The 25,250-nt window shown below is 71.2% G+C and carries 22 protein-coding genes; 14 read left to right on the forward strand and 8 right to left on the reverse strand.

Translation table 11 applies throughout. The annotated features are described in order from the left end of the window. Positions 1-28 precede the first annotated feature (28 nt). The gene (locus ABD120_RS14875) at positions 29-1,486 is read right to left on the reverse strand and encodes an LCP family protein (RefSeq protein ID WP_343950448.1); all 1,458 of its coding nucleotides are present in this window, start codon (positions 1,484-1,486) and stop codon (positions 29-31) included. Positions 1,487-1,567: 81 nt separating this feature from the next. On the opposite strand from ABD120_RS14875, the gene ABD120_RS14880 reads away from it, so the two are divergent. Continuing rightward, positions 1,568-2,584 (forward strand): glycosyltransferase family 2 protein, encoded by a 1,017-nt coding sequence (locus tag ABD120_RS14880; RefSeq protein WP_343950449.1) that lies wholly within the window; start codon positions 1,568-1,570, stop codon positions 2,582-2,584. A gap of 84 nt (positions 2,585-2,668) precedes the next feature. On the opposite strand, the gene ABD120_RS14885 is transcribed toward ABD120_RS14880, so the two are convergent. Next, a complete protein-coding gene (locus tag ABD120_RS14885) occupies positions 2,669-3,829 on the reverse strand; it encodes an IspD/TarI family cytidylyltransferase (RefSeq protein WP_343950450.1) in 1,161 nt (386 codons plus the stop codon). 106 nt (positions 3,830-3,935) lie between these two features. Here ABD120_RS14885 and ABD120_RS14890 point away from each other — a divergent pair, with 106 nt between their 5' ends. The 6 genes from ABD120_RS14890 to ABD120_RS14915 all read left to right on the forward strand — a co-directional run bounded on the left by ABD120_RS14890 (position 3,936) and on the right by ABD120_RS14915 (position 9,757). After that, positions 3,936-5,390, forward strand: a complete 1,455-nt coding sequence (locus ABD120_RS14890) for a CDP-alcohol phosphatidyltransferase family protein (RefSeq protein WP_343950451.1) — start codon at positions 3,936-3,938, stop codon at positions 5,388-5,390. Between the two features lie 16 nt (positions 5,391-5,406). Next, entirely contained in the window at positions 5,407-6,036 is a 630-nt protein-coding gene (locus ABD120_RS14895; RefSeq protein ID WP_343950452.1) for a DUF5941 domain-containing protein, read from the forward strand. Between the two features lie 99 nt (positions 6,037-6,135). Continuing rightward, a complete protein-coding gene (locus tag ABD120_RS14900) occupies positions 6,136-6,867 on the forward strand; it encodes a phosphocholine cytidylyltransferase family protein (RefSeq protein ID WP_343950453.1) in 732 nt (243 codons plus the stop codon). A 29-nt stretch (positions 6,868-6,896) separates the two neighbouring features. Then, entirely contained in the window at positions 6,897-7,937 is a 1,041-nt protein-coding gene (locus ABD120_RS14905; RefSeq protein WP_343950513.1) for an iron-containing alcohol dehydrogenase family protein, read from the forward strand. Beyond that, on the forward strand, positions 7,915-8,682 hold the full coding sequence (locus tag ABD120_RS14910) for a CDP-alcohol phosphatidyltransferase family protein (RefSeq protein WP_343950454.1): 768 nt from the start codon (positions 7,915-7,917) through the stop codon (positions 8,680-8,682). Before ABD120_RS14905 ends, ABD120_RS14910 begins: the two co-directional genes overlap by 23 nt. Positions 8,683-8,872: 190 nt before the next feature. After that, complete coding sequence (locus ABD120_RS14915; RefSeq protein WP_343950514.1) at positions 8,873-9,757, forward strand: glycosyltransferase family 2 protein; 885 nt, start codon at positions 8,873-8,875, stop codon at positions 9,755-9,757. Between the two features lie 93 nt (positions 9,758-9,850). Here ABD120_RS14915 and ABD120_RS14920 read toward each other — a convergent pair whose 3' ends face one another. Continuing rightward, a complete protein-coding gene (locus ABD120_RS14920; RefSeq protein ID WP_343950455.1) occupies positions 9,851-10,546 on the reverse strand; it encodes an acetoacetate decarboxylase family protein in 696 nt (231 codons plus the stop codon). An 80-nt stretch (positions 10,547-10,626) separates the two neighbouring features. Between ABD120_RS14920 and ABD120_RS14925 the strand changes: the two genes are divergently transcribed. Both ABD120_RS14925 and ABD120_RS14930 read left to right on the forward strand, forming a co-directional pair. Next, positions 10,627-11,091, forward strand: coding sequence for an RNA polymerase sigma factor (locus tag ABD120_RS14925; protein WP_343950456.1), 465 nt, complete (start codon positions 10,627-10,629; stop codon positions 11,089-11,091). After that, positions 11,091-12,023 (forward strand): hypothetical protein, encoded by a 933-nt coding sequence (locus ABD120_RS14930; RefSeq protein WP_343950457.1) that lies wholly within the window; start codon positions 11,091-11,093, stop codon positions 12,021-12,023. Before ABD120_RS14925 ends, ABD120_RS14930 begins: the two co-directional genes overlap by 1 nt. A gap of 185 nt (positions 12,024-12,208) precedes the next feature. Here the strand turns inward: ABD120_RS14930 and ABD120_RS14935 are convergent, their stop codons facing one another. From ABD120_RS14935 to ABD120_RS14950, 4 genes are all read right to left on the reverse strand, one after another. Then, the gene (locus ABD120_RS14935) at positions 12,209-13,222 is read right to left on the reverse strand and encodes a glycosyltransferase (protein WP_343950458.1); all 1,014 of its coding nucleotides are present in this window, start codon (positions 13,220-13,222) and stop codon (positions 12,209-12,211) included. A 57-nt stretch (positions 13,223-13,279) separates the two neighbouring features. After that, on the reverse strand, positions 13,280-14,437 hold the full coding sequence (locus tag ABD120_RS14940; protein WP_343950459.1) for an acyltransferase family protein: 1,158 nt from the start codon (positions 14,435-14,437) through the stop codon (positions 13,280-13,282). 174 nt (positions 14,438-14,611) lie between these two features. Beyond that, a complete protein-coding gene (locus ABD120_RS14945; protein WP_343950460.1) occupies positions 14,612-16,231 on the reverse strand; it encodes an LCP family protein in 1,620 nt (539 codons plus the stop codon). A 206-nt stretch (positions 16,232-16,437) separates the two neighbouring features. Continuing rightward, positions 16,438-17,832 carry a hypothetical protein gene (locus tag ABD120_RS14950; RefSeq protein WP_343950461.1) on the reverse strand — a complete coding sequence of 465 codons (1,395 nt, stop codon included), beginning with the start codon at positions 17,830-17,832 and terminating at the stop codon, positions 16,438-16,440. A 258-nt stretch (positions 17,833-18,090) separates the two neighbouring features. Between ABD120_RS14950 and ABD120_RS14955 the strand changes: the two genes are divergently transcribed. Genes ABD120_RS14955 through ABD120_RS14965 form a run of 3 tightly spaced genes read left to right on the forward strand, consistent with a single transcriptional unit; the run spans position 18,091 to position 22,455 of the window. Next, entirely contained in the window at positions 18,091-20,406 is a 2,316-nt protein-coding gene (locus ABD120_RS14955; RefSeq protein ID WP_343950515.1) for a hypothetical protein, read from the forward strand. Between the two features lie 51 nt (positions 20,407-20,457). Next, on the forward strand, positions 20,458-21,387 hold the full coding sequence (locus tag ABD120_RS14960; RefSeq protein WP_343950462.1) for a glycosyltransferase family 2 protein: 930 nt from the start codon (positions 20,458-20,460) through the stop codon (positions 21,385-21,387). Then, complete coding sequence (locus ABD120_RS14965) at positions 21,388-22,455, forward strand: glycosyltransferase family 4 protein (RefSeq protein ID WP_343950463.1); 1,068 nt, start codon at positions 21,388-21,390, stop codon at positions 22,453-22,455. It begins immediately after the preceding gene. Here the strand turns inward: ABD120_RS14965 and ABD120_RS14970 are convergent. Then, on the reverse strand, positions 22,362-23,309 hold the full coding sequence (locus tag ABD120_RS14970; RefSeq protein WP_343950464.1) for a lysylphosphatidylglycerol synthase transmembrane domain-containing protein: 948 nt from the start codon (positions 23,307-23,309) through the stop codon (positions 22,362-22,364). The genes ABD120_RS14965 and ABD120_RS14970 overlap by 94 nt on opposite strands. Here ABD120_RS14970 and ABD120_RS14975 point away from each other — a divergent pair. Further along, positions 23,308-24,225 carry a class I SAM-dependent methyltransferase gene (locus ABD120_RS14975; protein ID WP_343950465.1) on the forward strand — a complete coding sequence of 306 codons (918 nt, stop codon included), beginning with the start codon at positions 23,308-23,310 and terminating at the stop codon, positions 24,223-24,225. The genes ABD120_RS14970 and ABD120_RS14975 overlap by 2 nt on opposite strands. Continuing rightward, positions 24,222-25,112, forward strand: coding sequence for a lysylphosphatidylglycerol synthase transmembrane domain-containing protein (locus ABD120_RS14980; protein WP_343950466.1), 891 nt, complete (start codon positions 24,222-24,224; stop codon positions 25,110-25,112). The genes ABD120_RS14975 and ABD120_RS14980 overlap by 4 nt, the downstream gene beginning before the upstream one ends. Positions 25,113-25,250: the final 138 nt, after the last annotated feature.

Here is a 25,250-nt window from a genome sequence, read left to right on the forward strand (position 1 = left end):
ACCGGTCACCTGCCCCAGAGGTGGGGGTTTATCCCTGCTTACGGCAGATGTTCTCGGCGGCGGTCTTGGTGGTGGGCGTCGCGACCGCCGACGGCTTCGGCGACGGCTTGGCCCCGGGCGACAGGTCGCGGATCCTGGGCTGGTCGGCGCCGATGATCACCTCGATGCCGTCGATCCCGACCTTGCGCAGCTCGGCGCCGGGGATCGCGGTGGCCACGGTGCGCGCGGCGTCCTCGCGGCCCTCGCCGTACCGGATGATCGTCTGCTTGTGGTCCTTCTTCGTGGTGTTACCCGGCTCGTCGGGCACCTGGAAGCCGGAGGCCACGAGCGCGTTCTTGGTGCGCAGGCCGAGGCCGGTGATCAGGGTGCCGTTGAGGACCTTCAGCCTGATCCGCTCCGGCGCGAGCGACGGCTTGGCCGAGGGTGTGGCGGTGGGCGTCGGCTTCGGGCTCGGCCGGGTGAGGTCCTCGCCCGCGCTGATGCGGCGGAACATGTCCTTGGCGGCGTTCTTGTCCCACAGCACGGCCGACTCGCCCGTCGGGGCGCGGAAGTCGGCGTCGGCGATGGGGATGCTCGCGAACCGGATGTTCCCGAGCGACACGTCGCGCAACTGGGAGGCGAGGCCGAGCAGGCCGTCGTCCGGATCGACCTTGATCGTGCGCAGCGTCGTGTTGACGAACGAGGCCAGCCGCCCGGGGTTGGCGAAGGTCTCCGGGCTCAGCGCCTTGTCCATGAGCGCCGAGACCACCTGCTGCTGGCGGTCGATGCGGTCGAGGTCGGAACGTACGGTCGCCCGCGTCCGCGCGTAGCCGAGCGCCTGCGCCCCCGCCAGCTCGTGGGTGCCCGCCGCCAGCTTGAGCCCGGTCTTCGGGTCGTCGATCGCCACCGGCGTGCACACCGTGACGCCCTTGAGCGAGTCGACCACGTCGATGAAGCCGAGGACGTTGACCTCGATGTAGCGGTGGATCTTCAGCCCGGTGGCCTGCTCGACGGTCTGTTTGGCGAGTTTCGCCCCGCCGAACTGGTAGGCTGAATTGATCTTGTGATGGCCTTTGCCCGGCACCTCGGTCCAGGTGTCGCGCGGCAGGCTCACCACGGTCACCTTGCTGTGGTCGTCGGAAAGGTGGATGAGCATCATCGTGTCGGTGCGCTCGCCCGCCGACCGGCCCAGCTTGAGCTGGTTCTGTTGCTTGCGGGTGAGATCGTCGCGCCGGTCGACGCCGACGAGCAGGATGTTCATGGCCCCCGTGGCCGGTGCGCTCTCGCCGATGCCCGCGTCGACCCCCGCGATCTGCTGCGGCGTCGCCCACACCACGCCGGTGCCGACCAGCACCGTCGTCGAGAGCGCGGCGGCGAGGATCAGGTTGCGGCGTCTGGACCTGGCGCTCCTGACCGGCTTGCGCTTGCGGCCGGTCGCGAGCCTGACGCCGCCGTAGGCGTCGCCGCCCACGTGCACTCCCGCGTCCTCCTGGCCCGGGTCGCCCATGCCCTGCCCCCTTTTCCGCCGGAGGGGTTCTGACGTTCGATTGCCTTCCTCCCCTGCCCGTACAGTAGCGTGAGGCCCGCCATGAAGCAGTTGCCCGACTCGCCGCACGCGCACGCGGAGACGCGCGCCTGGCCGCCGATCTCCGTCGTCATGCCCGTCCTCAATGAGGAGAGGCACCTCCGCGAAGCCGTCGACATGATCCTCGCCCAGCGATATCCGGGTGAGATCGAGGTCGTGCTGGCGGTGGGGCCCTCCCACGACCGCACCCAGCAGGTAGCCGACGCCATCGCGGCGGCCGACCGGCGGGTGACCGTCGTCCCCAACCCGACCGGACGCACTCCCAACGCGCTCAACGCCGCCATCGGCGCCTCGCGCAACGCCGTCGTCGCCCGCGTCGACGGCCACGCCCTGCTGCCCGACGACTACCTCAGGGTCGCCGTCGAGACACTGGAGCAGACCGGCGCGGACAACGTCGGCGGCATCATGGCCGCCGAGGGCGTCACCGCCTTCGAGCAGGCCGTGGCCTGCGCGATGACCTCCAAGATCGGCGTCGGTGCCGCCGCCTTCCACGTCGGCGGTACGGCGGGTCCCGCCGACACCGTCTACCTCGGCGTGTTCCGGCGCACCGCGCTCGACCGGGTCGGCGGGTACGACGAGCACTTCCAGCGCGCCCAGGACTGGGAGATGAACCACCGCATCCGCCAGACCGGCGGCCTGGTGTGGTTCCAGCCCCGCATGCGCGTCACCTACCGGCCCCGGCCTGACGTGAAGGCGCTGGCCAAGCAGTACTTCCACTACGGCCGCTGGCGCCGCGTGGTGGCCCGCACCCACGAGGGCACGATCAACCTGCGCTACCTCGCGCCGCCCGCCGCCGTGCTCGCCATGCTCGCCGGGCTGGTGGCGGCGCCGTTCCTGCCGATCACGCTGATCGTGCCCGGCGGGTACGCGGTGGCGATCATCGGCGGCTCCGTGCTGACCGGCGCCGGACTGCCGCTCGCGGCCAAGCTCCGGCTCCCGCTCGTCTACGCCGCCATGCACGTCTCCTGGGGCTGGGGTTTCCTGACCAGCCCGCGCAAACTGGCAAGACCGCCCCGCTGACCCTGCTGCCTGAACCTGCCGCCCGTCGTTGGCCGCCCGTCCTGGTCGCCCGTCCGTTACGGGCGGCCGGGACGGGCGGCCTCATCAGCCCTTCTGCCCGAGGAGCGCGTCGAGCGCCGCCTCCGCCGTGCCCCCGTTCACGCAGGCGACCTCGATCCCGTCGGCCGCCCACTCTCCGGCCAGCGCCTCCGCCAGCGCCGCGACGGCGGCGCCGGTCGCCGCCGCGAGGTCGTGCTCGGCCGCCGCGTCCAGCAGCAGGCTCCCCCCGCTCTTGCGCAGGTACGGATGAGCCGCCCTGGCCACCGCCGACCCGACAAGGTCACCGGGGGCGGTCTCGACCACGTGGTCGACCCGGCCCAGCCCGGCCAGCGCCTCCTCGGCGGGGGCGCCGGCGGCGAAGCGGTGGACGGCGGCGCCGTACGAGGAGAGCAGTTCGGCCAGTTCTGACCCCCACGGGGCCGCGCCGAAGATCGCCACCGTGCGTCCCGCCAGCACCGAGCGGTCGCGCGCCCCCGCCGCCTCGGCGGGCAGGCGCAGCAGCCGGTCGGCGATGGCCAGGTCGATCGGGTGAGTCACCTTCATGTTGCGCTCGCTGCCCGCCACCAGGAAGACCGGCACCTCGGGCAGGTAGCGCAGCACCACGCCCGCATCGTCCGTCGCCGGACGGTCGGCGAAGCCGGGGTCGGCCATGGCCCGCTCGAACGCCTGCCTGATCACCGACAGCCGGAAGCACTGCGGTGTCTGCGCCCGCCGCAGCCGGGTCCTGTCGGGTACGTCCCCGACGACCTCGCCGCCCTCGGCGGGCACCGCCACGAGCACCGTGTCGGAGCTCGGGATCGCCACCTCCACGGCCCGGTGGGCGGAGAGGGCACGGACACACTCGGTGATGATCCGGGGCTCCAGAAGGGGCCGCACGGCGTCGTGCAGGAGCACGTCGCACTCCTCGTCGCCCAGGGCCTGAAGCGCCCGCCAGGTCGTCTCCAGGCGGCTCGCGCCGCCTTCGAGGACCCGGCTCACCTTGCCGTAGCCGCCCCGCGCCACGATCGCCTCCACCTCGGCCGTGTGGCCGGGTGTCATCAGCACGATGACCTCGTCGATCTCGGGTGCGGCGTCGAACAGCGCGATCGTGTGCTCGATGATCGGCCGCCCGCCGATCTCCACAAGCTGTTTCGGGGTATTCATCCCGACACGCCGGCCCACTCCGCCGGCCAGGACCACTCCCACAGAGCGCAATCGAGAACTCATGCCGTGAGCGTAACCGCCTTGTTCCGTGATATCGCGTCGTCGGATCGCTACGCTGTGTCCACGCGCTGTCCACGCGCTCCCGCGCGTCCGGGAGGAGACCCGCGCCTTGCCTGACTCACTCACGCGTGAGAGCACGACCACCTCGGTGATCGTCCTCGCCACGACTCCTGCCGCCCGGCTCTCCTGCGCCGACGGCACCCTGCTCGACCGCATCGGCGACCAACTCGCCGCCATGCCCGTGCGCGATGTCCAGATCGTCCCCGCGGGCAAGGGCCTCGGCGCCGACCTGCGCGGAGTGGCGAGCCTGGCCCGCATCTCCTCCGGGCCCGTCGTCGTGCTCCCCGCCGACCTGGTGGCCCACAACGAGGCGCTGGCGTTGCTGCTCCAACACCCGGCGCGCGTGTCGGGGGCACTGATCAGCTACGACGCCGCCACAGCCCCGCTGCGCCCGCCCGTCAGGGTCGAGGGCGGCCGGGTGGTCGCGGCGGGCAGTTCCTTCCACACCGTGCCGGAGGCCAACGCCACCTTCCGGGGCGTGCTGCAGGTGGGCGAGTCCGACCTGGTCACCCTGGCCGACATCGCCGACGAACTCGCCGAGCTGGCCGACACCGGCAGGTTCGGCCCGGTCAGTCCCGTCGAGGCCGTGGACCTCCTGCTGGTCGGCCTGGTCAGGGCCGGGGTGCCGGTGCGCGCCGCCGCCCTCGGGCCGCTCCACTGCGACCGTGTGACCGCGCAGGGCGCCCTCGACGGCGCCATCGCCCGGCTGTCGGAGGTCGACGAGTCCCGCGTGCGCCTGGACGCCGCCGTCAAGCGCGACGACGGCTTCTTCGCCACCTTCTTCGTCTCAAGCTGGTCGCGCCACCTCATCCGGCCGGCCGCCCGGGTACGGCTCACGCCCAACGCGGTCACGGGCATCTCGATCGGCCTGGCCGTGCTCTCGGCCGTGTGGTTCTCGGCGGGCACGCGCGGCGCGCAGATCGTCGGCGCGGTGCTGCTCTACCTGTCGTTCGTGCTCGACTGCCTCGACGGCCAGCTCGCCCGCTACACCCGCACGTTCTCGCCGCTCGGCGCCTGGGTCGACGCGATGGCCGACCGGCTCAAGGAGTACGTCGTCTACGTGGGCCTGGCCATCGGCTACACCGCCGGACTGAGCTGGGCGCACGGCGGCCCCGACCACATCTGGTACCTCGCGGTGGCCGCCATGGTCGTGCAGGCCGTCCGTCACATGATCGACTTCTCTTTCGCCGGGGCGCTGACCGACGCCGCCCGCATCGGCTCGTCCTGGGCCAGGCCGCCGCGCTCGCTGCTGGAGGCCGCCGACGCGGGCCGCTTCGGCACGCCGAAGAAGGGCGTGCTCGGGCTCGCGCGGCGGATGGAGCGCGAGAGCGTCCTGCGGTGGGCCAAGAAGGCGGTCGTGCTGCCGATCGGCGAGCGCATGGCGCTCATCGCGGTCACGGCGGCGGTGTTCAACGCCCGCATCGCCTTCCTCGCCCTGCTCGTGTGGGGCGGCCTCGCCATGCTCTACACCCTGACCGGCCGGGTCGCGAGGTCCCTGGCATGAGACGAGCGGAGCGGCCGTGAGCACGATCTCGGTTCACCTGACCCCGGTGCCCGTCAGCAGGGTCGTCGCCTACCGTGACGACGGGCCGCTCTCGCGCGGCATGGGCGCCCTGGTGGCGGGGCAACTGCCCCCGCTGCCGCCGCTGATCGCCGGCGCCTTCGTCACCGGCATCCTGCTGATGATCGGTTTGGCCGGCTCCAGCGGCCTGGCCGTCTTCGCCCCGGTGGTGACGCTGCTGCTGGCCGGGCCGGGCAGCAGCGCACCCCATGACGGCAGGCTCGACTGGCTGTGCCCGCCGATCCTGCGCCTCATCGAGTACGCCTTCGTCGCCAGTTGCTGCTTCGCCCACGACGTGCACCCCGTCGTGGTCTTCGCGCTGCTCGGCGCGCTCGCCTTCCACCACTACGACCTCGTCTACCGGGTCAGGCAGCAGGTGTACGCGCCGCCGTGGCTGTCCACCTTCGGCCTGGGCTGGGACGGCCGGATGATCGCGGTGTCCGCCGCGGTGCTCATCGGCCTGCCCACCCTCGGAATCGTCGTGCTGACCCTCTACCTGTGGTTGCTGTTCGGTTGGGAGAGCGTTACCTGCTGGCTCGCCGCGCCCCGTTCCGGGATGGAAGCGCCCGATATGGGAACACAGGACTGACAGCGGATTACCCGCACAGGCCCAAAAGGCAACTAACCTTTTGGGCCTACGGTCGCGTCATGGCGACCCGCCGCACGTTACGTAACTGAGGAGTGCACGTTGCTGGGAATGGTGCTGGCCGCCGGAGCCGGACGACGCCTGCGGCCGTACACCGACACGCTGCCCAAAGCGCTCGTGCCGGTCGACGGCGAGACCACGATCATGGACATCTCCCTGCGCAACCTCGCGGAGGTGGGCCTGCGCGACGTCGTGGTGATCGTCGGGTACGCCGCGCAGGCGGTGGAGGAGCGCAAGGACGCCCTTGAGGAGCGTCACGGCGTCAAGCTCACACTCGTGTACAACGACAAGGCCGAAGAGTGGAACAACGCCTACTCCCTCTGGTGCGCGCGCGACTACTTCGAGCAGGGCGCGCTGCTGGTCAACGGCGACACCGTGCACCCGGTCTCGGTCGAGAGGACGCTGCTGTCGGCGCCCGCGACCAGTGACCTGCTGCTCGCGGTCGACGACGTGAAGAAGCTCGCCGACGAGGAGATGAAGGTGACCCTCGACGGCGGCGCGCTGGACCGCATCACCAAGCTCATGGACCCGGCGCAGGCATACGGCGAGTACATCGGCGCCACGCTGATCCGCCCGGGTGCCGCCGACCGCCTGGCCGACGCGCTGAAGACCACCTTCGAGCGCGACCCGCAGCTCTACTACGAGGACGGCTACCAGGAGATGGTCGGGCGCGGCGAGCGCATCCACGTCGCCCCGATCGGAGAGGTCGCCTGGGTCGAGGTCGACAATCACGACGACCTCGCCAAGGCTCGCACCATCGCCGTCGACTACTGAGGGAGGCGCATATGCCGCTCCTCGCGAGGATGCTGCCCGCCCCTCTCACCATGGAGGTACGGCGGGGCGCGGTCGCCCAGCTCGGCGCGCTGCTCAACGACAGCCGCGTGGCGACCTCCGGCCGGATCGCGGTGGCGGTCGGCCCGGGGCAGGGCGACCACATCGAGGGTCTGATCACGCCCACGCTGGGCGAGGCGAAGGTGTTCAAGGTGCCGGGCGGCTCGGTGGAGGCCGCCGTGTCGCTCGGCAACGACCTGCGCAAGGGCGCCTACGAGGTCGTCGTGGGCGTCGGCGGCGGCAAGACCATCGACACCACCAAATACGCCGCCTCGCTGGCCGGCATCCCGATGGTCGCGGTCGCCACCAACCTGTCGCACGACGGCATCTGCTCGCCGACGGCCTCGCTCACCTACGACGGTGGCAAGGGGACCTTCGGCGTGCCGATGCCGCTGGCGATCCTGGTCGATCTCGACTTCGTGCACAGCGCTCCCGACTCCCTGGTGCGCGCCGGGGTCGGCGACGTCGTCAGCAACCTGTCGGCGATCGACGACTGGCACCTCGGCAACATCGAGCGCGGCGAGCCCATCGACGGCCTGGCCTGCTCGATGGCCCGCACCGCCGCCGAGGCGCTGATCGGCCGCTCCGACTCGATCGAGTCCGACGCGTTCCTGACCGTGCTGGCCGAGTCGCTGATCCTGTCGGGCATGTCGATGGTCATCGCCGGGTCCTCGCGGCCCGCGAGCGGTGGCGACCATGAAATCATGCATGCCGTGGACCAGCTCTTCCCCGGCACCTCCAACCACGGCGAGCTCGCCGGCATCGGCGCCGCGTTCTGCTACTTCCTCCGGGAGGACGACTCCCGCCTGAACCAGGTGGTCGACTGCCTCAGGCAGCACCGGCTCCCGGTCACCCCCGGCGACGTGGGGCTCAGCGAGGAACAGTTCACCGAGGCCGTCATCCTGGCGCCCTCCACGCGCCCGGGTCGCTACACGATCCTCGAACACCTGCGCCTGTCGGACTCCGAGGTACGCGGACGGGTGGCGGACTATGTCCGGGCCTTCGGTAGCTGAGCTGCGGGCCGTCGCCCAGCCCGACGGCCATCTGGCGCGCGTCAACGGCGAGCATTGGGCCGGTGTCCTCTACATGCGCGCGATCTCGATCCGCGTCACGTGGCTGTTCACCAAGACCTCGGTCACGCCCAACCAGCTCACCTGGATCATGACGTTGGCCGGGATCGCCTCAGGCTTCGTGGTGGCCCTGCCGGGGTTGTGGGCGGCGCTCGGGGCCGCCCTGCTCATCCAGGTCTACCTGCTGCTCGACTGCTCGGACGGCGAGCTGGCCCGGTGGACGGGCAAGACCTCGCTCACCGGCGTCTACCTCGACCGGATCGGCGCCTACTTCACCGAGGCGGCGCTGCTGGTGGGGCTGGGCTGGCGGGCCTCGGCCACCCTGCCCGACTGGTACACCGTGATGGGGGTCGCCGCCGCGCTCGGCGCGATCCTCATCAAGGCCGAGACCGACCTGGTCGACGTGGCGCGGGCCAAGGGCGGGCTGCCCTCGGCCAGTGAGGCGTCCGGCGGCCAGTTCCGCTCGGGGCTGCTGGGCCTGGGCCGCCGGATCCTGGGGGCGACGAAGTTCCACCGGATCGTGCAGCCGATCGAACTGTCGCTGCTCGTGCTGGTGGCGGCGGTGATCGACCTGATCACGGGCGATCTGGTCGCCACCCGGGTTCTCACGGTCGCCTGTCTGGTGGCGGCGGCGCTGCAGACGGTCCTGCATCTGGTGAGCATTCTGGCGTCGAGGCGGCTTGCGTGATCGTTTCCCGGAACCGGTTGGGCGCGCCAGCCGTCGTATTGATCGAACATCCGCCGTTCGGTGGGGGTTCGCGAGTGGTTCCGATACGCTTGGCTCCACCCATATCAGGAAATGACGGTCAGAACATCAGACTCGGTGATCATGAAAGCATGCTCCGCCCGTGCCTTCGACGCGTCAAGGCGATGACGCGTTGAAGATCTCGTGCGTCATCCTCACCATGGGCAACCGGGTCGCGGAGCTGGACCGGGCGGTCGAGTCCGTCCTGCACCAGGTCGACGGCGACGTCGAGGTGGTCATCGTGGGCAACGGCGCCGACGTGCCCGCGCTGACGGCGACACCGCCCCCAGGCTCGGCGGCCAGCGTGAAGACGCTCCGCCTGGAGCACAACACCGGCATCCCGGCCGGGCGCAACCGGGGCGTCGAGGAGTGCTCGGGCGACGTCGTGCTGTTCCTCGACGACGACGGCTGGTACGCCAACCAGAAAGTGGTCGCGCACGTCCGCGACCGCTTCGCCACCGAACCCGACCTCGCGGTCATCTCCTTCCGGGTGATGGACCCCGACGGCGGCGTCGGCCAGCGCAGGCACGTGCCGAGGCTGCGGGCGGGCGACCCCGAGCGGTCCTCGCCGGTCACGACCTTCCTCGGCGGCGCCTCGGCGATCCGGCGCTCGGCCTTCCTCCAGGTGGGCGGGCTCCCTGAGCGGTTCTTCTACGCTCACGAGGAAACCGACCTGGCCTGGCGGCTGCTCGGTGAGGGCTACCGCATCGAGTACGACGCCGAGACCGTCATGTACCACCCGCAGGTGCCGCCGACCAGGCACACCGAGTTCTACCGGCTCAACGCCCGCAACCGCGTCTGGCTGGCCCGTCGCAACCTGCCGTGGCCGCTGGCCGTCCTCTACCTGGCCAACTGGGCCGCGCTCACGGTGGTGCGCGAGCGCGGCTCCGGCGCGCCGCTGCGTGCCTGGTTCGGCGGCTTCGCCGAGGGGCTGCGCGCTCCGGCGGGCGAGCGCCGTCCGATGGCATGGAGCACGGCGTGGCGCATGGTCAAACTCGGCCGCCCGCCGATCGTCTGACACAGCGGCGACCACCGGCCCGCTCACGTGGCACCCTGCGAGACGGGAGGTGCCGTCCGTCCTGGCGGGCCACACGCCGCACCTGGGGTGCCCTCATAGCGTGACGGCGGCGTCCCATTCCATCCTCGTCCGCTCTGCCGTGACGCTCAGCAGCGCGCGCTTCGGCAGGCCCAGCTCACTGAGCTCCTTCGCCACCGGATGGTTGCCCAGCCGGATGAGCGCCCCGCCCGGCCGGGCCTGGACGCCGTGCACGGCCATCCGCCCGGTGATCCGGCGGGTCACCCCGTCACGATGCGTGTACGCCGTCAGCGGCAGCCGCGCGGGCGGCGCGGGCACCCCCGGCCTGAGCAGGAGATCGACGACCAGCCGCCCGTCCTTGCGCACGACACACCGCTTGTAGGGCGACGACAGCCGCAGCCCGATCTCGGCCAGTTCCTTGGGAAAGCCCCACAGCGACCGCCCCGCCTCCATCGTGAACACCTGGTCGACCGGCAGCCAGTGCACGAACGCCCCCACCTCGCGCGGCCCGCGTGACTCGGAGCCGGGCGGACGCACCAGGAAGGCCACCCCGAACTCGTGGTAGGCGTCGAGATCGCTGTCGCGGTAATCGGCGAAGACCAGCGCGCAGACGGCCTTGCCGGGCAGGATCTCCGCCGCGTCCAGGCCCGAGTAGGCGATGACGGCGCGAGCGGCGTCGGCGCGCACGGGGAAGAAGGCGCTGCAGACCGTCGCGTCTCTCACCCGGACCGGCAGGTGCACCATACGGCCCTGAATCAGCTGCGATGCCATGCTTCCAGTACATCAACCGGCAAGCGCTGTGACCATTCCCGCCCGGGTGCCGTCTGCACTGGTGTGAACATCGAAACCGCGTGGAGGCCCCCATCATCGAGGAGCTGTACCGCGAGCATTGGACGCTCGTGTGCGGGTTCTTGGTGCGCCGGACCCGTGACCCCCACCTGGCGGAGGACCTCGCGCAGGACACCTTCGTCAGGGCGACCAGAGCGCTGCTCGGCTGGCGTGGCGAGAACCCGGCCGCGTGGCTGCTCACCATCGCCCGCAACGTCTTCATCGACCACGTACGGCGTACCCGCACCGAGGCGCCGCTGCCCGACCCGGACGAACTGGGCGTCCCCGCGCTGGGTCCGCCGGCCCTGGAGGTCCGCGACGTGCTCGACCGCCTGCCCGCCCAGCACCGGCGCCTGCTCGAACTCGTCTATCTGGAGGGCTTCTCGATGGTCGAGGTGGCCGCGATGACCGGAAAGAAGCACAACACGATCAAGACCGCCGTGTGGCGGGCGCGAGCCGCGTTCGCCGAGATGTACGGAGCCCGCTGATGAGCGACCCCCAGGACCTCGACCTCGACGACATCCCGGACTTCAACCCCAAACGCGTGAAAAGGGCGGTACGTCGCGGCCTGGTCAAGACGGCCGCGATCGTGCTGGCCGCCCTGGTCGTGGCGGCTGGGGTGCTGGTCGGGGTCCCGATGCTGATCCAGCAGAGCGGCGACCGCCAGGAGCGCATGATGGACGTGCTCGGCACCGCCTTCCAGCTGTACAACCCGTCCTACCAGATCACGGAGCTCTGGTGCTGCGATGTCACCCCGTGGTCGCTCAGCATCGAGGTCGGCGCCAGGCCGCTGCAGGCCATCGGCGGCTTCGAGGTCAACCCGGCCGCGCGATACACGATCACCCAGGACCTCTTCGGCCGGGTCGGGCGGCTGCCGCTCGGCAACTCCGGCGCCACCACGCTCACCAGGGCGCTGATGATGGTCGGGCGCGACCCGGTGAACAAGAAGAGGGACCAGGAACTGCTGGCGGGCCTGCCGCAGAACCTGCGCACGCTGGCGGTAGTGGAGTTCACGAAGCCGATGACGGCCGACGAACTGGCGGCGTTCGGCAAGGGCGTCAACGCCTGCCCCGATCGGCTCGTCATGGAGTCCAGGCCGGGCTCTGTCCCCATCACCTGGGGTTACGGGATGTGGAGCAAGGGCATGGTGAAGCAGAAGTCGCGCTACTGCTACGACAGCCCGCCGACGACGGTGGCGGCGTTCCGGGCGTGGCGGGGCATCCTGCGTGACGAGGATGGGTCCGACCTGCGCCACTTCGACCTCACGCTCGCCCGGATCGAAGCTGCGGCCCAGAAGGGTCTGATGTACGCCTACGTGGATGAGACGGCCACGGTCGCCGAACTCCGCAAGGCCGCCGCCGACCCCCGGGTCAAGACCGTCAGGGTGGCCGACGCCACCTTCGACGTGGTGCGCTTCTAGACGGTCGGCCACAGTCCCCTGGGGATCCGCTCGCGATGCCCGCACCTGCTTGAGCGGTCAGTCCTGATCCCGAGAGGCAGTCTGCGATCACTCCTCGATGAAGGGGCGGTCACCGGTTGGCAGATCGGGCGTTCGACGGACGCCGGCCACGGCCGGGTCGGTGATCGGTCTCGACGAAGGGGTGGTCACCGGCTGGCAGGGCGGGCGTTCGACGGCGCCGCCGTCGGTCGGCGCACGTCCTGCGGAACCACCGGGTGGGCGAGCTCCGCGTACGACTCCATCCGCGCTACGAAGGTCCGGGCGTGGTCGGGCCAGTGGTGGTGCAGCGCGGCGTGGCGGTGGCCATTGGCGCCCAGTTCCGCGCGCAGGGCCGGATCCTCCCGCAGGTCGAGCAGCGCCTCCAGCACGGCGGCGGGGTCGCGGCGGACGACGAGGCCGCAGCGGGCGGACCGTACGGGCTGGGCGGCCTGTGCGGTGGCGACGACCGGGATGCCGCGCCCCATGTAGTCGAGCACCTTCGTGGGGACGCCGGTCACGCTGTCGGCGGCGAGCGACAGCCCGGCCAGGGCGCCTTCGGTCATCCGCAGGGCGTGCCGGTGGGGGACGTGGCCGTACCAGTCGAGCAGCCCGGCCCGCTGGGCGTCGCGGAGCAGCACCCGCGTCCGGTGGTCGGCGGGGCCGATGAGGTCGAGCCGGAGACCGTACGGCACCAGCCGCTCGGCCAGCCCGACCAGCTCGCCCGCGCCGCGTTCGGCCGTCAGGCGGCCGAGGTGGACCACCCGGGCGTCGCCGGAGGGCGGCGGCATCTCGGCGACGGTCGTGGCCTCCGGGACCACCTCGGGCGAGATCACGTGGTGGCGGCGCGCGGCCCGGACGGCCCGCCGGGCGTCGCGGGGCTCACGCACGTCCCACACGACCGGCGGACACCGGTACGGCACCGCCCGCATCAGCCGGGCGTCGTGGACCAGCAACAGGTCGGCATCCCGCACGCCCCGGCGCAGCGCGGCGCGCGCCCGGCCGTGACCGGCGCCGCGTGGCAGGTCGATCGCCGTGATCGGCGGTGGCGGGGTGACGTTGTAGTAGGTGAACGGGGCCACGTAGGCGACGTCGTGGCCCGCGTCGAGCAGCGCCCGGATCTGCCTGTGCATGATCCGGGCGTCCTCGGGATGGTGATCGGTGGTGGCGACACAGACCCGCATGCCTCCGATGCTGCGCCGCGTCCCGGTCGGCTGGGTGACAGCGGTCGGAACTGCCGGTTAACTTCGCGACGGTCGCCGGTACAACCAGGTGAGCCGGGGTTCCAGCACCCATTTGAAGATCGTCCTGGTCTCCGGCAGGCACAGCACGATCGCCAGCGCGAACATCAGCGAACTGATCGCGAGAGTGCCGAGCGGCCCCTCCAGCCACGGGAAGGCGAGCCAGCCCATCTCCTTGGCGATCAGGACGGGGATGCCGTGGAGCAGGTACGCGTACAGGGTGCGGGTACCGAGGTCGGAGTACCAGGTGTCGCCGCGCGGCACCAGCGCGAGCACCGCGAAACACATGGCCAGCGAGCACACCAGCAGGCCGGAGCGGACGCCGAGGCCCATCCACCACGACAGGTCCATGTCCTGATAGCTGTGCTTGAAGTAGAACGGCTTGAGCGACGGGTCCTTGATCGCGACGAAGATCGAGACCGCGGCGGCGGCGACCAGCGTGACCGCGCTCACGATCTTGATCCACAGGCGGTTGAGCAGCTCGAAGTGCTCGGGCTGCATCACCAGGCCGATGACGAAGAAGGGCATCAGGCCGAAGAAGCGGTCCATGCTGAAGTCGCCGCTGATCTGGGAGTATCCGGCGAACAGGTAGATCGCTATCGACACCGGGATCGGGTAGCGCATCCGCTTCCACACCGGGGCCGACAGCCGCCAGAACAGCAGCGCCAGGAGGTACCAGTTGAGCCAGGCCGGGTCGATGATCGTCAGACTCCACTTCTGCCCGAGGGCGGTGCGGAGTCCGGCGTAGCCGAGTTCGACGATCACGTAGGGGATCACGAACGTGTCGACCAGCTTGTTGGTCTTGGCGTTGGAGTTCCAGAAGTTGCGCGAAAGGTAGCCGCTGATCAGTACGAACAGCGGCATGTGGAACATGTAGATGAAGACGTACAGCGCCCGCGAGGAGGCGGTGTTGAGCGTCGGCACCAGCGAGTGGCCGACGACCACCAGCGCGATGAGCACGAATTTGACGTTGTCGAGGTACGGGTCGCGCTTCTTCTTGGGCTTGGGCACGTGCTGGGCGACGGGTGTGGCCTTCTCCCAGACGCTCTTCACGCTCTGCGGCAGCGGCCACCGGTTCTTGGCGTCGGTGGTGTCCTGGGTGGTTTCCTGGTCGGTGGTGGCAGGAACCGTCGGAACAGTAGACCGGGTGTCAGACACGAGGTGGACGCTCAGCTTCGTTCGGGGTCGATGGAACGCGACCGCTCCGCCGCGGCAGGACGCCTGGACGGTGTCCCGCGACCGCTGTCGCCGACCCGCCAACTGTAGCCCGTGTGCTCACTCCTGTCTCATCAGGCGCTCCAGAAACGCCGACACACACAGGGAATTCGGAGGTTAGGTGCAGACATTCTTCTGGTTTGCGCTGACTGTGTTGTTGGCGACGCTGTCAGGGAGTTTGGTGACCTTCACCCCGTTGAAGTCGTCGCCGACGATCAGCTGGATCACCGGCGGCTTGCCGCCGTCGGCGGGCTTGGCGCCCTCGGGGACCGTCGAGGTGTACGGCTCGGTCGTCAGCGGCTTCACGCCGCCCTGCGTCGCGGTGACCTTCGGCGTCATGGCCTTGCCGACCACGGCGGCGTAGTCGGCGCCGTTGACGGCCCGCTTGCCGAAGCGCAACTGGGTCTTGGCGCTGCCCTCCGGCGCCTTGAAGTTGCCGAGGCCGATGACCCGGAAGCCCTCCTTGGTCAGCGCGTCGGCGACCTCCCTGGCCTTGCCGGGGGTCGCGGTGCCGTTGAGCACCTGGATCTGCACCTGGTCGGGCTTGGGGGTGACCTTGGGCGCGGCACTGGCGGTGGTGCTCGGCTGCGGCTCGGCGATCTCGACGTCGTTCTTGATGGCGTTGAACAGGTCGTTGGCGTCGGGCTGGGTCCACACCACACGGTTCTTGTCGGCCGGGTCCTCGCCCCAGGGCACGGTGATGAACTTGACGTCGCCCGCGGTCATCGCCTTGGCGCTCGCGGCGATGTCGAGCAGCTTCTGGGTGTCGTTGGCGAGTTCCTCGTCCATCGTCACCGACTGGGCCGCCGCCTTGATGAGGCTGGTGAGCCGGGCCGGGTTGCCCAGCAGGTCGCTGCTGGTGGCCTTCTGCACGACCTTGGTGAGGAACAGTTGCTGGCGCCTGATGCGCTGGATGTCACTGCCGTCGCCGTAGGCGCGCAGGCGCACGAAGCCGAGCGCCTTCTCCCCGTCGAGCAGGCTTTTGCCGGGCGGCAGCGTGAGCTTGGACTTCTTGTCGTTGACACCGCTCTTCAGGCAGACCTCGATGCCGCCGAGGGCGTCGACGATGTTCTTGAAGCCGCTGAAGTCGACCTCGGCGAAATGGTGGATGCGGATGCCGGTGAGCGTTTCGAGCGTGGACATTGTGCAGGCGATGCCGCCCTCGTTGTAGGCGGAGTTGATCATGTCCCGCTTGGGGGCCATGACGACGCCGGTGGTCTCGTTCTTGCAGCGGGGGATGTCGACCATGGAGTCGCGCGGGAAGCTGATCAGCTTGGCGCCGTCGCGGTTGGGCGAGATGTGCATGAGGATGATCGTGTCGGTGCGCTTGCCCGCGCCGCGCCTGGCGTCGAGCTGGCCGTACCTCGCGTTGCCTTCGCCGTCGCGGGTGTCCGAGCCGACCAGCAGGACGTTGACGGCGCCGCTGTTGTTGACCGGGCGGGTGTTGAGGATGTCCTTGTCGACGTCCTTCTTGTTGACGCTGCCCCAGGCGTCGCGGTAGACGACGTAGCCGGTCAGCGAGCCCGCCACGATCACGCCTGTGAGCGCGATGCTCGTCCAGGCGAGGATGCGCATCTTGTCGCGGCCGCCGCCGCCCTTGGCACGACGGCCGCGCGGCTCGCCGGGAGGGGGCGGGGCAGGGGGCGGCGGCGGGGCACTGCGTGGCCCGCGCAGGCCGCCCGGCTGGGTCGTGGCCGTCCTGCGGTCCTGACCGGGAAGCATTCTGTGGTCACTCATACGCCCCCCTCAGCTTCATACGGCCCTCCTCGGCGCGAAGATCCGCCAGGCCGTACACGAGCTGGCTCGGTCGTACACTCACTGCGCCACGAGACTAGGTCACACGCGGCACGCCCGGCGCCATGATCGAGCGATTCGGTCGTGACCCGAGCGTGACGAAGCATAGTCAGAGTTGGACATAACGTGGAATATCAACGTCAAACTCTTTACGGTCGCCCCTGGTCGGCGCGGGTGCTGAGCGCCGCCGCGAGACAGATCAGCGGCACCGCCGGCAGTACGTACCGGTAGTCGAACTCCGCCACCGCCGCCGGGACGGCCAGCAGCGCCAGCCCGGCGGTCCAGGGCAGCGGCCACGCCCGCCCCCGCCGCATCACCAGCGGCACCACCAGGGCGCCCAGCAGCACCATGCCGGGCAGCCGGGCGACGTCCTGGTAGGCGCGCATCCAGCCCGCCCACGGCTCCACGACCGAGGTCGCGATCGGTCCCCGCTCGTACTCGCCGGCCCGCTGCACGCCGAGCTGCGCCGCGTGCCTGCCGGGCGGCGGCGGCGTGGCCTCCGGGAACTCGTAATGGGCGTAGATCTGCGCGTCGGGGTAGACCGGCCGGTCCCAGACGAACGTACGGCCCAGCTCCGCGAGCGTCGTGGCGGCGAAGTCCAGCGGCTGGCTGCGGATGGCCAGGGCGGCGAACCTGCCCGCGAGGTCGTCGTTGGCGTCGGTGAAGGTGATGCCGGGCAGCTCGACCAACGGCGAGTCCTTCGACCAGATGTACTCCTGCGACGGCGGCCGCTGGTCGGGCGGCCTCGGGTCGCACAGCACCCGCAGGTCGGGCGGGGGATTCATCTCGGCGCAGTCGGCGAAGGCCATCGTGCGCGCGTACAGGAACACCCCGTTGGCGCCGACCAGCCCGAACCGGTTGTGGGTGGCGGAGAACCAGGTCATGTACGCGAGCAACGGGACCAGCGCCGCCACCGCCAGCACACCCGTCGCCGTGAACCTGCGGCGCAGCAGGAACCACGCGGCCACGACGACGATGAGCGGCTGGCCGACGGTCCTGGTCAGCGTCGCGGCGGCCAGCAGCAGGCCGACGGCGAGGGCCGTGCGCCACGACAGGCTCCGCCCGATGGCGAGCACGACGGCGGCGGCGACCAGGAACATGAACAGCGTGTCCGAGACGAGCAGGTGCTCCAGCTCGACCTGGTAGGCGTCGAGCAGCACCGGGACGGCGGCGAGTGTGCGCACCCAGCGGCGGGCACCCCGCGCCGCCGCGTACACCATGACGCCGACGGCCAGGCCCATCAGGTGCTGGACCGCCGTCACCACGGCGAAGCTGTGGAACGGTTCGAGCAGCTTGAGGAAGAAGGAGTACCCGGCCGGTCTGACCAGGTCGGGGCGGGGGCGGAAGACCGTGACGATGTAGGTGTAGGAGTCGGGGAACCACAGCGCGGGCCGGAAACCGAGCATCGCGAGCACCCGCAGCAGCACCCCGACACCGAGAACCCCGGCGAACCACGGGTGCGCCGCGACCAGGTCGCGCGCCCTGCGCAGCGCCCCTGACACGCGCACGGCTGGGGAGGCGGCCGCCTCCGTGTCGGCACTCACCGCGTGCTCCCCTCCTGCTCGACGGCACCTTTCACGGCGTATGTACGCTACCCGGGGTGCGACGCGCACCGGGTGTGTCGCGGGCCGGAACACCGACCGGGGCACGGCTCCGGTGATGTCGAGATGAGACGCGCACCAGGTGTGTCGCGGTCCGTCTCGCGGTGAGATGAGGGGATCCGTCTCGGATACGCCTGCCACCTCGCGGTCCGTCTCGCGGGGAGTTGAGCGGGTCCGTCTCGGATACGCTCGCCAGCAGTGATGGCACCCTTCTGGCTCGACGAGACGCGGAGGCCGTCGGCGGGCAGGGTACTCGCCGTGGCCTCGCTGCTGCCCGCCCTCCTGGTCGCGGGGTGGCTCCTCGCGGGACTGCCGCTGCTGATGCTCGGCCTCTTCCGGCCGCTGCCGGTGACGCTGCTCGCGGCGGCGTTCACGGCCGTGCTGGCGTGGATGGTCGTGCGTGACGGCTCCGGACGCGGGTCCTCCCGTGACGCCGCGCGCCCGCTCTCCTGGAGCGTTGCCCTGCGATGGCCCCTCTGCGACGCCACGCCATGGCAGACCGTGGGAGTCCTCGCCGCCGCCCTCGCTTCCGGGGTCTTCAACGCCCTCCTGCACAGCGAGCAGCTGATCGTCAGGCGCGACCCAGCGACCTACGCCCAGTACACGACGTGGATCGCCGAGCACGGCTCGCTGCCGATCCCGCGCCAGGAGTGGGCCTTCGGTGGTCCCGACCCCGGCCTGGAGTTCCTCAGCGTCGGGTTCTACGACCACGGCGGCGCGGTCGTGCCGCAGTTCATGCCGGGCGCGCCCATGCTCCACTCGGCCGCCGCCTGGCTCGGCGGCCTGATGATCGGGCCCGCCGTGCTCGGCGCGCTGGCCGTACTCACCGTGGGTGGGCTGGCCGCGCGGCTCGCGGGCGGGCGCTGGGCCCCGCTCGCCGCGCTGACCTTCGCCGTCAGCCTGCCGATCCTCTACACCTCGCGCACCACGTTCAGCGAGATCCCGTCGCTGATCCTGCTGTTCGGCGGCCTGATCCTCCTGCACGACGCACGAGCCGCCCTCCGGGGAGCCGGAGCGGCGCCCAACGACGCGGGTGCCGTGCGGGGCGCGGGTTCTTCATCGGGTGAGGCGTATCCAGCGGGGACTTCGCCGGGTGAGGCGCATCCGGGGGCGGGTCTCCTGGGCGGGCGGCGGGGTGCGTGGTGCGCCGGGCTCGCCGGGCTGCTGTTCGGGCTGGCGACGCTGGTGCGCATCGACGGGCTGCGCGACGTGCTGCCCGTGCTGGTTTTCGCCGGGCTGCTCATCGCCCTGCGGCGCCTCGGCCGCCCTGGCGGCCAAGCTGTCGGTCGCCCTGCCGTCCAAGCTGTCGGCCAAGCTGTCGGCCGAACTGCCGGCCACACCGTCGGCCACGCTGTGGGCGTGCTCGGCGGGCCGCTGCTGGCGGGGCTGGTCGCCGGGGTGGCGCTCGGGTTCGCCGCCGCCCTCGTCTTCGCCCGGCCGTACCTGTCCTACCTGTCCAGGTCGGTGGTGCCGCTGCTGGTGATCTGCGGCGCCGTGCTCGTTCTCACCCTCGCCGGTACGGCGCTCGCCCCCCGCGTGGCCCGCAGCCTGGCCCGCCTCCGCCGGCCCCGCCTGCTGCCCGAGGCCGGCGCCGCGCTGGTCGTCCTGGTGATGGCCGGGTTCGCCGTACGGCCGTGGCTGCAGACCGTGCGCCGCGAGCCCGTGAGCCAGGCGGACGTGCTGACCGCCCGCTTCATCGCCGACACCCAGAAGGCCAACGGCCTGCCCGTCGACGGCACCCGCCTCTACTTCGAGGACTCGCTGCTCTGGGTGGTCTGGTATGTCGGCCTGCCCGTCGTGGTGCTGGCCACGCTGGCCGCCGCCGTCCTGGTGCGGCGGATGCTGCGCGACGGCTCCTCGCCCGAGTGGCTGCTGCCGCTGGCGGTCATCGGCTTCACCACCGTGACCACGTTGCTGCGTCCCGAGATCACCCCCGACCAGCCGTGGGCCTCGCGCCGCCTGGTGCCCGTGGTGATCCCCGGGCTGGTGCTGCTCGGTGTGTGGGGGCTCGGCTGGCTGCGCGACAAGACCGGCAGGCTCGGGTACGGTCCCCGCACCCGCTCCTGGGTCGCGGGCGTCGGCGCCGTCCTGGTGCTGGTGCCGCCCGCCGTCACCTCGATCGGCACCGCGTTCACCCCGATCGAGCGCGGCGAGCGGGCGGCCGTCGAGGCGATGTGCGCCCGGATCCCCGCCGACGCGTCGGTGCTGTTCGCCGAACGGGTCACCGCCGACCGGTTCACCCAACTCGTCCGAGGCATGTGCGGCCGGCCCGCCGCCTCGGTACGCAGGGAGGAGGGCGACCTGCCGGCCCCGGACGAGGTGCGCCGCCTGGCCGCCCGCGTCGCGCAGACCGGCCGTACGCCCGTGCTGCTGGCCGCCGCGCCCGAGCAGCTCGCGGAGTACGGCCGCCCGGTGGAGATCCTCTCCCTCAGCACCCGTCAGGACGAGCGCTCGCTCGTCAAACCCCCGGACGGCACCTGGCGGCTGCAGGTCAGAGTGTGGATGGCGGTCCTTTGATGCCGGTGAAATGGACCTGGGTCCCAGCTGGGCAGAGTAACCTCGACGCACGTGAGCACGCCTGAGACCCCCCAGAGTGGACCCGCCGTGGAAGAAGCGCCCTACGTCACGATCGTCCTGCCCTGCTACAACGAGCAGGACCACGTCCTCGACGAGGTCGAGCGGATCACCAAGGCGATGGACGGCAGCGGCTACACCTACGAGCTGGTCGCGGTCGACGACTGCTCCACCGACCAGACGCTGGCCAAGCTGGAGGACGCCGCCCCCCGCTACCCCCACATGCGGATCAGGGCCTTCCACCGCAACGGCGGCGCGGGCACCGTGCGCAGGATCGGCACCCAGGAGGCGCGCGGCGAGATCGTCGTCTGGACCGACGCCGACATGACCTACCCCAACGAGCGTATCCCCGAACTGGTGCAGATCCTGGAGAAGGACCCGTCGATCGACCAGGTCGTCGGCGCCCGCACCTCGGAGGAGGGCTCGCACAAACTGCTGCGGGTGCCCGCCAAGTTCGTGATCCGCAAGGTCGCCGAGATGCTCGCGGGCCAGCGCATCCCCGACCTCAACTCCGGACTGCGGGCCTTCCGCCGGACGGTGGCGCGCCCCTACCTGCGGCTGCTGCCCCCCGGGTTCTCGTGCGTCACGACGATCACGCTGTCGTTCCTGTCGAACCAGCACGACATCCACTACCTGCCGATCGACTACGCCAAGCGGGCGGGCAAGTCGAAGTTCTCGTTCGTGTCCGACGCCTACCGCTACATCCTCCAGGTGCTGCGGATGATCATGTACTTCAACCCGCTGAAGGTGCTCATGCCCCCGGCCCTGTGGCTGGTGGGCATCGCGGCGGCGAAGTTCGTCTACGACATGATCAACAAGCCGTTCTACGTGCCGTCCAACACCATCATGATCTTCCTGTCCGGCATGCTCATCGGCGCGGTCGCGCTGCTCGCCGACCTGATCGTGCGCAGCCGGGGGGAGTAGGTGCGGATCGCGATCGTGGGCCCGGCCCACCCGTACAAGGGCGGTGGCGCCCAGCACACGACCGAGCTGGCCCACCGGCTCGACGAGCTCGGCCACGACGTGGTGATCGAGTCGTGGCGGGCGCAGTACCCGTCCTTCCTCTACCCGGGGCAGCAGACGATCGACGTGCCGGACGGCCGGCCGTACTCACGGGTGCTGCGGCGCCTCGACTGGCGGCGGCCGGACGGCTGGGTGGGGTGCGGGCGCCGGCTCAGGGGCGCGGACCTGGTGATCCTCGCGGTGCTCAGCCCCGTGCAGGTGCCCGCCTACCTGGGCATCCTGTGGGGGCTCGGCGGCCGGGCGCGCACTCTCGCGCTCTGCCACAACGTGCTGCCCCATGAGCGCAAGCCGTACGACAGGCCGCTCATGAAGGCGCTGCTGGGGCGGGTCGACGGGGTGCTGACGCACTCCGAGCCGCAGGCGGCGCTGGCCCGCGAGCTCACCCCCCGGCCGGTCAGCGTGGCCGCCATGGCGCCGCACCTGCCCACCTCTTCTGCCGCTTCCTCCGGAAGGAGCGGGCGGGAGATCCGGCGCAACCTGCTGTTCTTCGGCCTCGTCCGGCCGTACAAGGGGCTCGACCTGCTGCTGCGGGCGCTTCCCGAGGGCGTGCGCCTCACGGTCGCGGGGGAGTTCTGGGGCGGCGTCGAAGAGACCAGGAAGCTCATCGCCGACCTCGGCCTCGGCGACCGGGTCGAGCTGCGGCCCGGCTACGTGGCGGCCGAGGCGGTGCCCGCGCTGTTCGCCGAGGCCGACGCCCTGGTGCTGCCCTACCGCCACGCGACCGCCAGCCAGAACGTGTGGCTCGGCCACGAGCACGGCGTCCCGGTGATCGCCAGCCGGGTCGGCGCGCTCGGCGACCACATCACCGACGGCGTCGACGGCCTGCTCGTCGAGCCCGGCGACGTGGGGCAACTGCGCGCGGCCATCGAACGGTTCTACGCCGACCCCGAGGCCCTGCTCTCCGGGGTGAAGTCCGTCGATCCCGAGCCGTTCTGGTCGTCGTACGTCGGCACCCTGCTGGCCGCCTGACGGCCGAGCACGATCGCGGCACCCGCCGCGACCAGGTCGGTCAGCGTGAAGACCAGGCGCGAGACCAGCGCCACCGCGAACGCCGCCCCGTCGCCCACGACGGGGCGCAGCACCAGCACCAGCGCGCCGTCGCGCACCCCGACCCCGGCGGGCACCAGGAAGAACAGCAGCCCGGTCGCCCACGCGAAGGCGTAGGCGCCGGTGGCCAGCGGGTAGGCGACCCCGGCCAGCGCCCAGGTGTGCAGGCCGTACCCGAGCCAGCCGAGGACGGTCCAGCCCGTGGCGACCAGCACCGTGCGGCCGGGGAGCGCGCTGTCGAGCGGGTCCTCGCGCGCCACGCGCAGCACCAGGTTGAGGCCCCAGGTCAGCACCTTCGGGTGCAGGCAGACGACGATCACGGGCACGAGCAGCAGCGCGTACCACGAGTCGCGGACGACCTGCTGCGTGGCGAGCGTCGCCGCCGCCACCGTCAGCGCCACCCCCAGGTTGATCACCAGCGACAGCGAGACACACGCGAACGTACGGCGCGGCGGGCTGCCGTGGTCGCGCCCGAGGTCCATCATCGCCGCGTAGGCCCACACCGAGCCCGGGATGTACTTGCCGAGCTGCCCGACGAACATGATCCGCCCGCTCACCCGCAGCGGCAGCGGCGAGCCGAGCCCGGCCAGCACCTCACGCCAGGCCAGCAGCATGCAGAACTGCCCGGCCAGCACGGCGGCGAACGCGCCCGCGAGCGCCCAGGGCGGCATCCGGGCCAGCTCGGCCGTGGTCTCGCCCCAGTTGCGGGCCAGGCCGTACCCCAGGAAACCGAGCGCGAGCAGGGCCAGCGCGACCCGCACGAGGCGACGGAGCATGAGCCGAATCTACGCGCGGATCACCCGCTCGGCCAGATCAGCACGCCGGGCGGCGGTACTGTGGGTCACCGCGGGCGCGAAAGGAGCGGGCGGACCACCCATGAGCAGGCAGCAGCAGCTCGAATACTCGGAGTTCCAGTCGGCGATGCTCGACGAGGGCAAACGCCGCCGGAAGGCCGCCAAGATCATCGCAGTGCTCGAACACTTCCACGGCCCGCTGAGCGGGCTCACCGTGGGCGATGTGGGCTGCTCGGCCGGCTTCATCGCCGACGAGCTCGCGAACGCGGGCGCGGCGCACACGCTCGGCATCGACATCGACGTGCCCGGCCTGCGCAAGGCCGCCGACCGGTTCGGCGCGCGGGTGGCCTTCATCTGCGGCGACGGCACCGCGCTGCCGTTCCCCGACGGCTCGCTCGACGTGCTGGTCTTCAACCACATCTACGAGCACGTGGTCGACCCCGACGCGGTCGTCGCCGAGATGCACCGGGTGCTGTCCGACGACGGTGTGCTCTACCTCGGCCTCGGCAACCGGCTCGGGATCATGGAGCCGCACTACAAGCTGCCGTTCCTGTCCTACCTGCCGCCCGCGCTCGCCGACCGCTACGTGCGCGCCTCCGGCCGCGCCGACCACTACTACGAGCGCTTCCGCACCCGGCGCGGGCTGCGCCGGATGCTGCGGGCCTTCCACGTATGGGACTACACCTTCCCGGTGCTCGCGACCCCCGACCGGTTCGCGGGCGGCGAACTGTTCCCCGGCGCGGCCGGCCGGGCGGCGCGAGCGGTGCTGTCCCGCACCCCGCGCGCCGTGCTGCGCCTGCTGCTGCCGCTCGTGCCGACCTACCTGTGGGTCGCCACCAAGACGCCGCGCCGCCCTGCGGGCGCCGCCCTCCCGCAGCCGCCGGACCGCCTCCGTTGAGCACCACCGCGCCACGCTCCCGCACCGGCCTGAAACGGGCGGTACGGCTCGCCTTCCTGGCGGTCGCGCTGGGCTTCGGCGCCTGGGTGGTGGCCTCGCAGTGGGACTCCGTCGTGGCGGGCCTGGCCAGGCTGTCGTGGCCGCTGCTCGCCGGATCACTCGTCGCGGTCGTCGGCGCGCTGCTCGGCGCCATGCTCACCTGGCGCACCCTGCTCGGCGACCTCGGCTCGCCGCTGCCGCTGCGCCCGGCCGCCAAGGTCTTCTTCGTGGGCCAGCTCGGAAAGTACATCCCCGGCACGGTCTGGCCGATGCTCGCCCAGATGGAGATGGGCCGCGACCTCGGCGTGCCCCGCACCCGCAGCGCCGCCGCCTTCTTCCTCATGATGCCGATCCAGCTCGCGACCGGGCTGCTCGTCACCCTCGTCACGCTCGGCTGGGGCGCCTACGGGTGGCTGCTGCTGCTCGTCCCCGTGCTGCTGGTGCTGCTCGAACCCAAGGTCGTCAACGCCGTCGTCGGCTTCGGCCTGCGCAAGCTGCGGCGCGAGCCGCTGGAGCGCCCGCTGAGCAGGCGCGGCATGCTCACCGCGCTCGGCTGGTCACTGGCCGGGTGGATCTGCTACGGCCTCCACCTGTATTTGGTCGCGCCGGAATTGGGGCCGGTGTTCGCCGTCGGCGCGTTCGCGCTGTCATGGTGCCTCGGCATCATGACCGTCGTCGTCCCCGCCGGCGCGGGGGTGCGGGAGGCGGTCATGGTGACCGTACTGGCGCCCGCCATGGACGCGGGCGCGGCCATCGCCGTGGCGCTCGTCTCGCGGGTGGTCATCATTCTGGGCGACCTGATCTGCGCTGGTATGGCGGGAATAACCGCTCGGCGCGGTCGTGTGTGATTTGGCCCACGTTTTTGGGGAGGCTGGTCATAGGCTGAACCACGGAGGGGGACATCAGGTCCCACGTTGATCTTGAGGGGAGAAGATCTTCGTTATGCCTCGCATTCTTGTCGACGCGGCGGCAGTCCCTGCCGACCG

The sequence above is a fragment of the Nonomuraea longicatena genome, from assembly GCF_039525605.1.
In the GTDB taxonomy this organism is placed as follows: Bacteria; Actinomycetota; Actinomycetes; order Streptosporangiales; family Streptosporangiaceae; genus Nonomuraea; species Nonomuraea longicatena.

What these genes read in the sequence shown, in the direction of transcription:
- ABD120_RS14955 (WP_343950515.1), top strand. Translation starts at nt 18,091, where the DNA reads ATGGCACCCTTCTGGCTCGACGAGACGCGGAGGCCGTCGGCGGGCAGG.
- ABD120_RS14945 (WP_343950460.1), bottom strand. Translation starts at nt 16,231, where the DNA reads ATGAGTGACCACAGAATGCTTCCCGGTCAGGACCGCAGGACGGCCACG.
- ABD120_RS14885 (WP_343950450.1), bottom strand. Translation starts at nt 3,829, where the DNA reads ATGAGTTCTCGATTGCGCTCTGTGGGAGTGGTCCTGGCCGGCGGAGTG.
- ABD120_RS14975 (WP_343950465.1), top strand. Translation starts at nt 23,308, where the DNA reads ATGAGCCGAATCTACGCGCGGATCACCCGCTCGGCCAGATCAGCACGC.
- ABD120_RS14880 (WP_343950449.1), top strand. Translation starts at nt 1,568, where the DNA reads ATGAAGCAGTTGCCCGACTCGCCGCACGCGCACGCGGAGACGCGCGCC.
- ABD120_RS14970 (WP_343950464.1), bottom strand. Translation starts at nt 23,309, where the DNA reads ATGCTCCGTCGCCTCGTGCGGGTCGCGCTGGCCCTGCTCGCGCTCGGT.
- ABD120_RS14930 (WP_343950457.1), top strand. Translation starts at nt 11,091, where the DNA reads ATGAGCGACCCCCAGGACCTCGACCTCGACGACATCCCGGACTTCAAC.
- ABD120_RS14935 (WP_343950458.1), bottom strand. Translation starts at nt 13,222, where the DNA reads ATGCGGGTCTGTGTCGCCACCACCGATCACCATCCCGAGGACGCCCGG.
- ABD120_RS14920 (WP_343950455.1), bottom strand. Translation starts at nt 10,546, where the DNA reads ATGGCATCGCAGCTGATTCAGGGCCGTATGGTGCACCTGCCGGTCCGG.
- ABD120_RS14905 (WP_343950513.1), top strand. Translation starts at nt 6,897, where the DNA reads ATGCTGCCCGCCCCTCTCACCATGGAGGTACGGCGGGGCGCGGTCGCC.
- ABD120_RS14875 (WP_343950448.1), bottom strand. Translation starts at nt 1,486, where the DNA reads ATGGGCGACCCGGGCCAGGAGGACGCGGGAGTGCACGTGGGCGGCGAC.
- ABD120_RS14910 (WP_343950454.1), top strand. Translation starts at nt 7,915, where the DNA reads ATGTCCGGGCCTTCGGTAGCTGAGCTGCGGGCCGTCGCCCAGCCCGAC.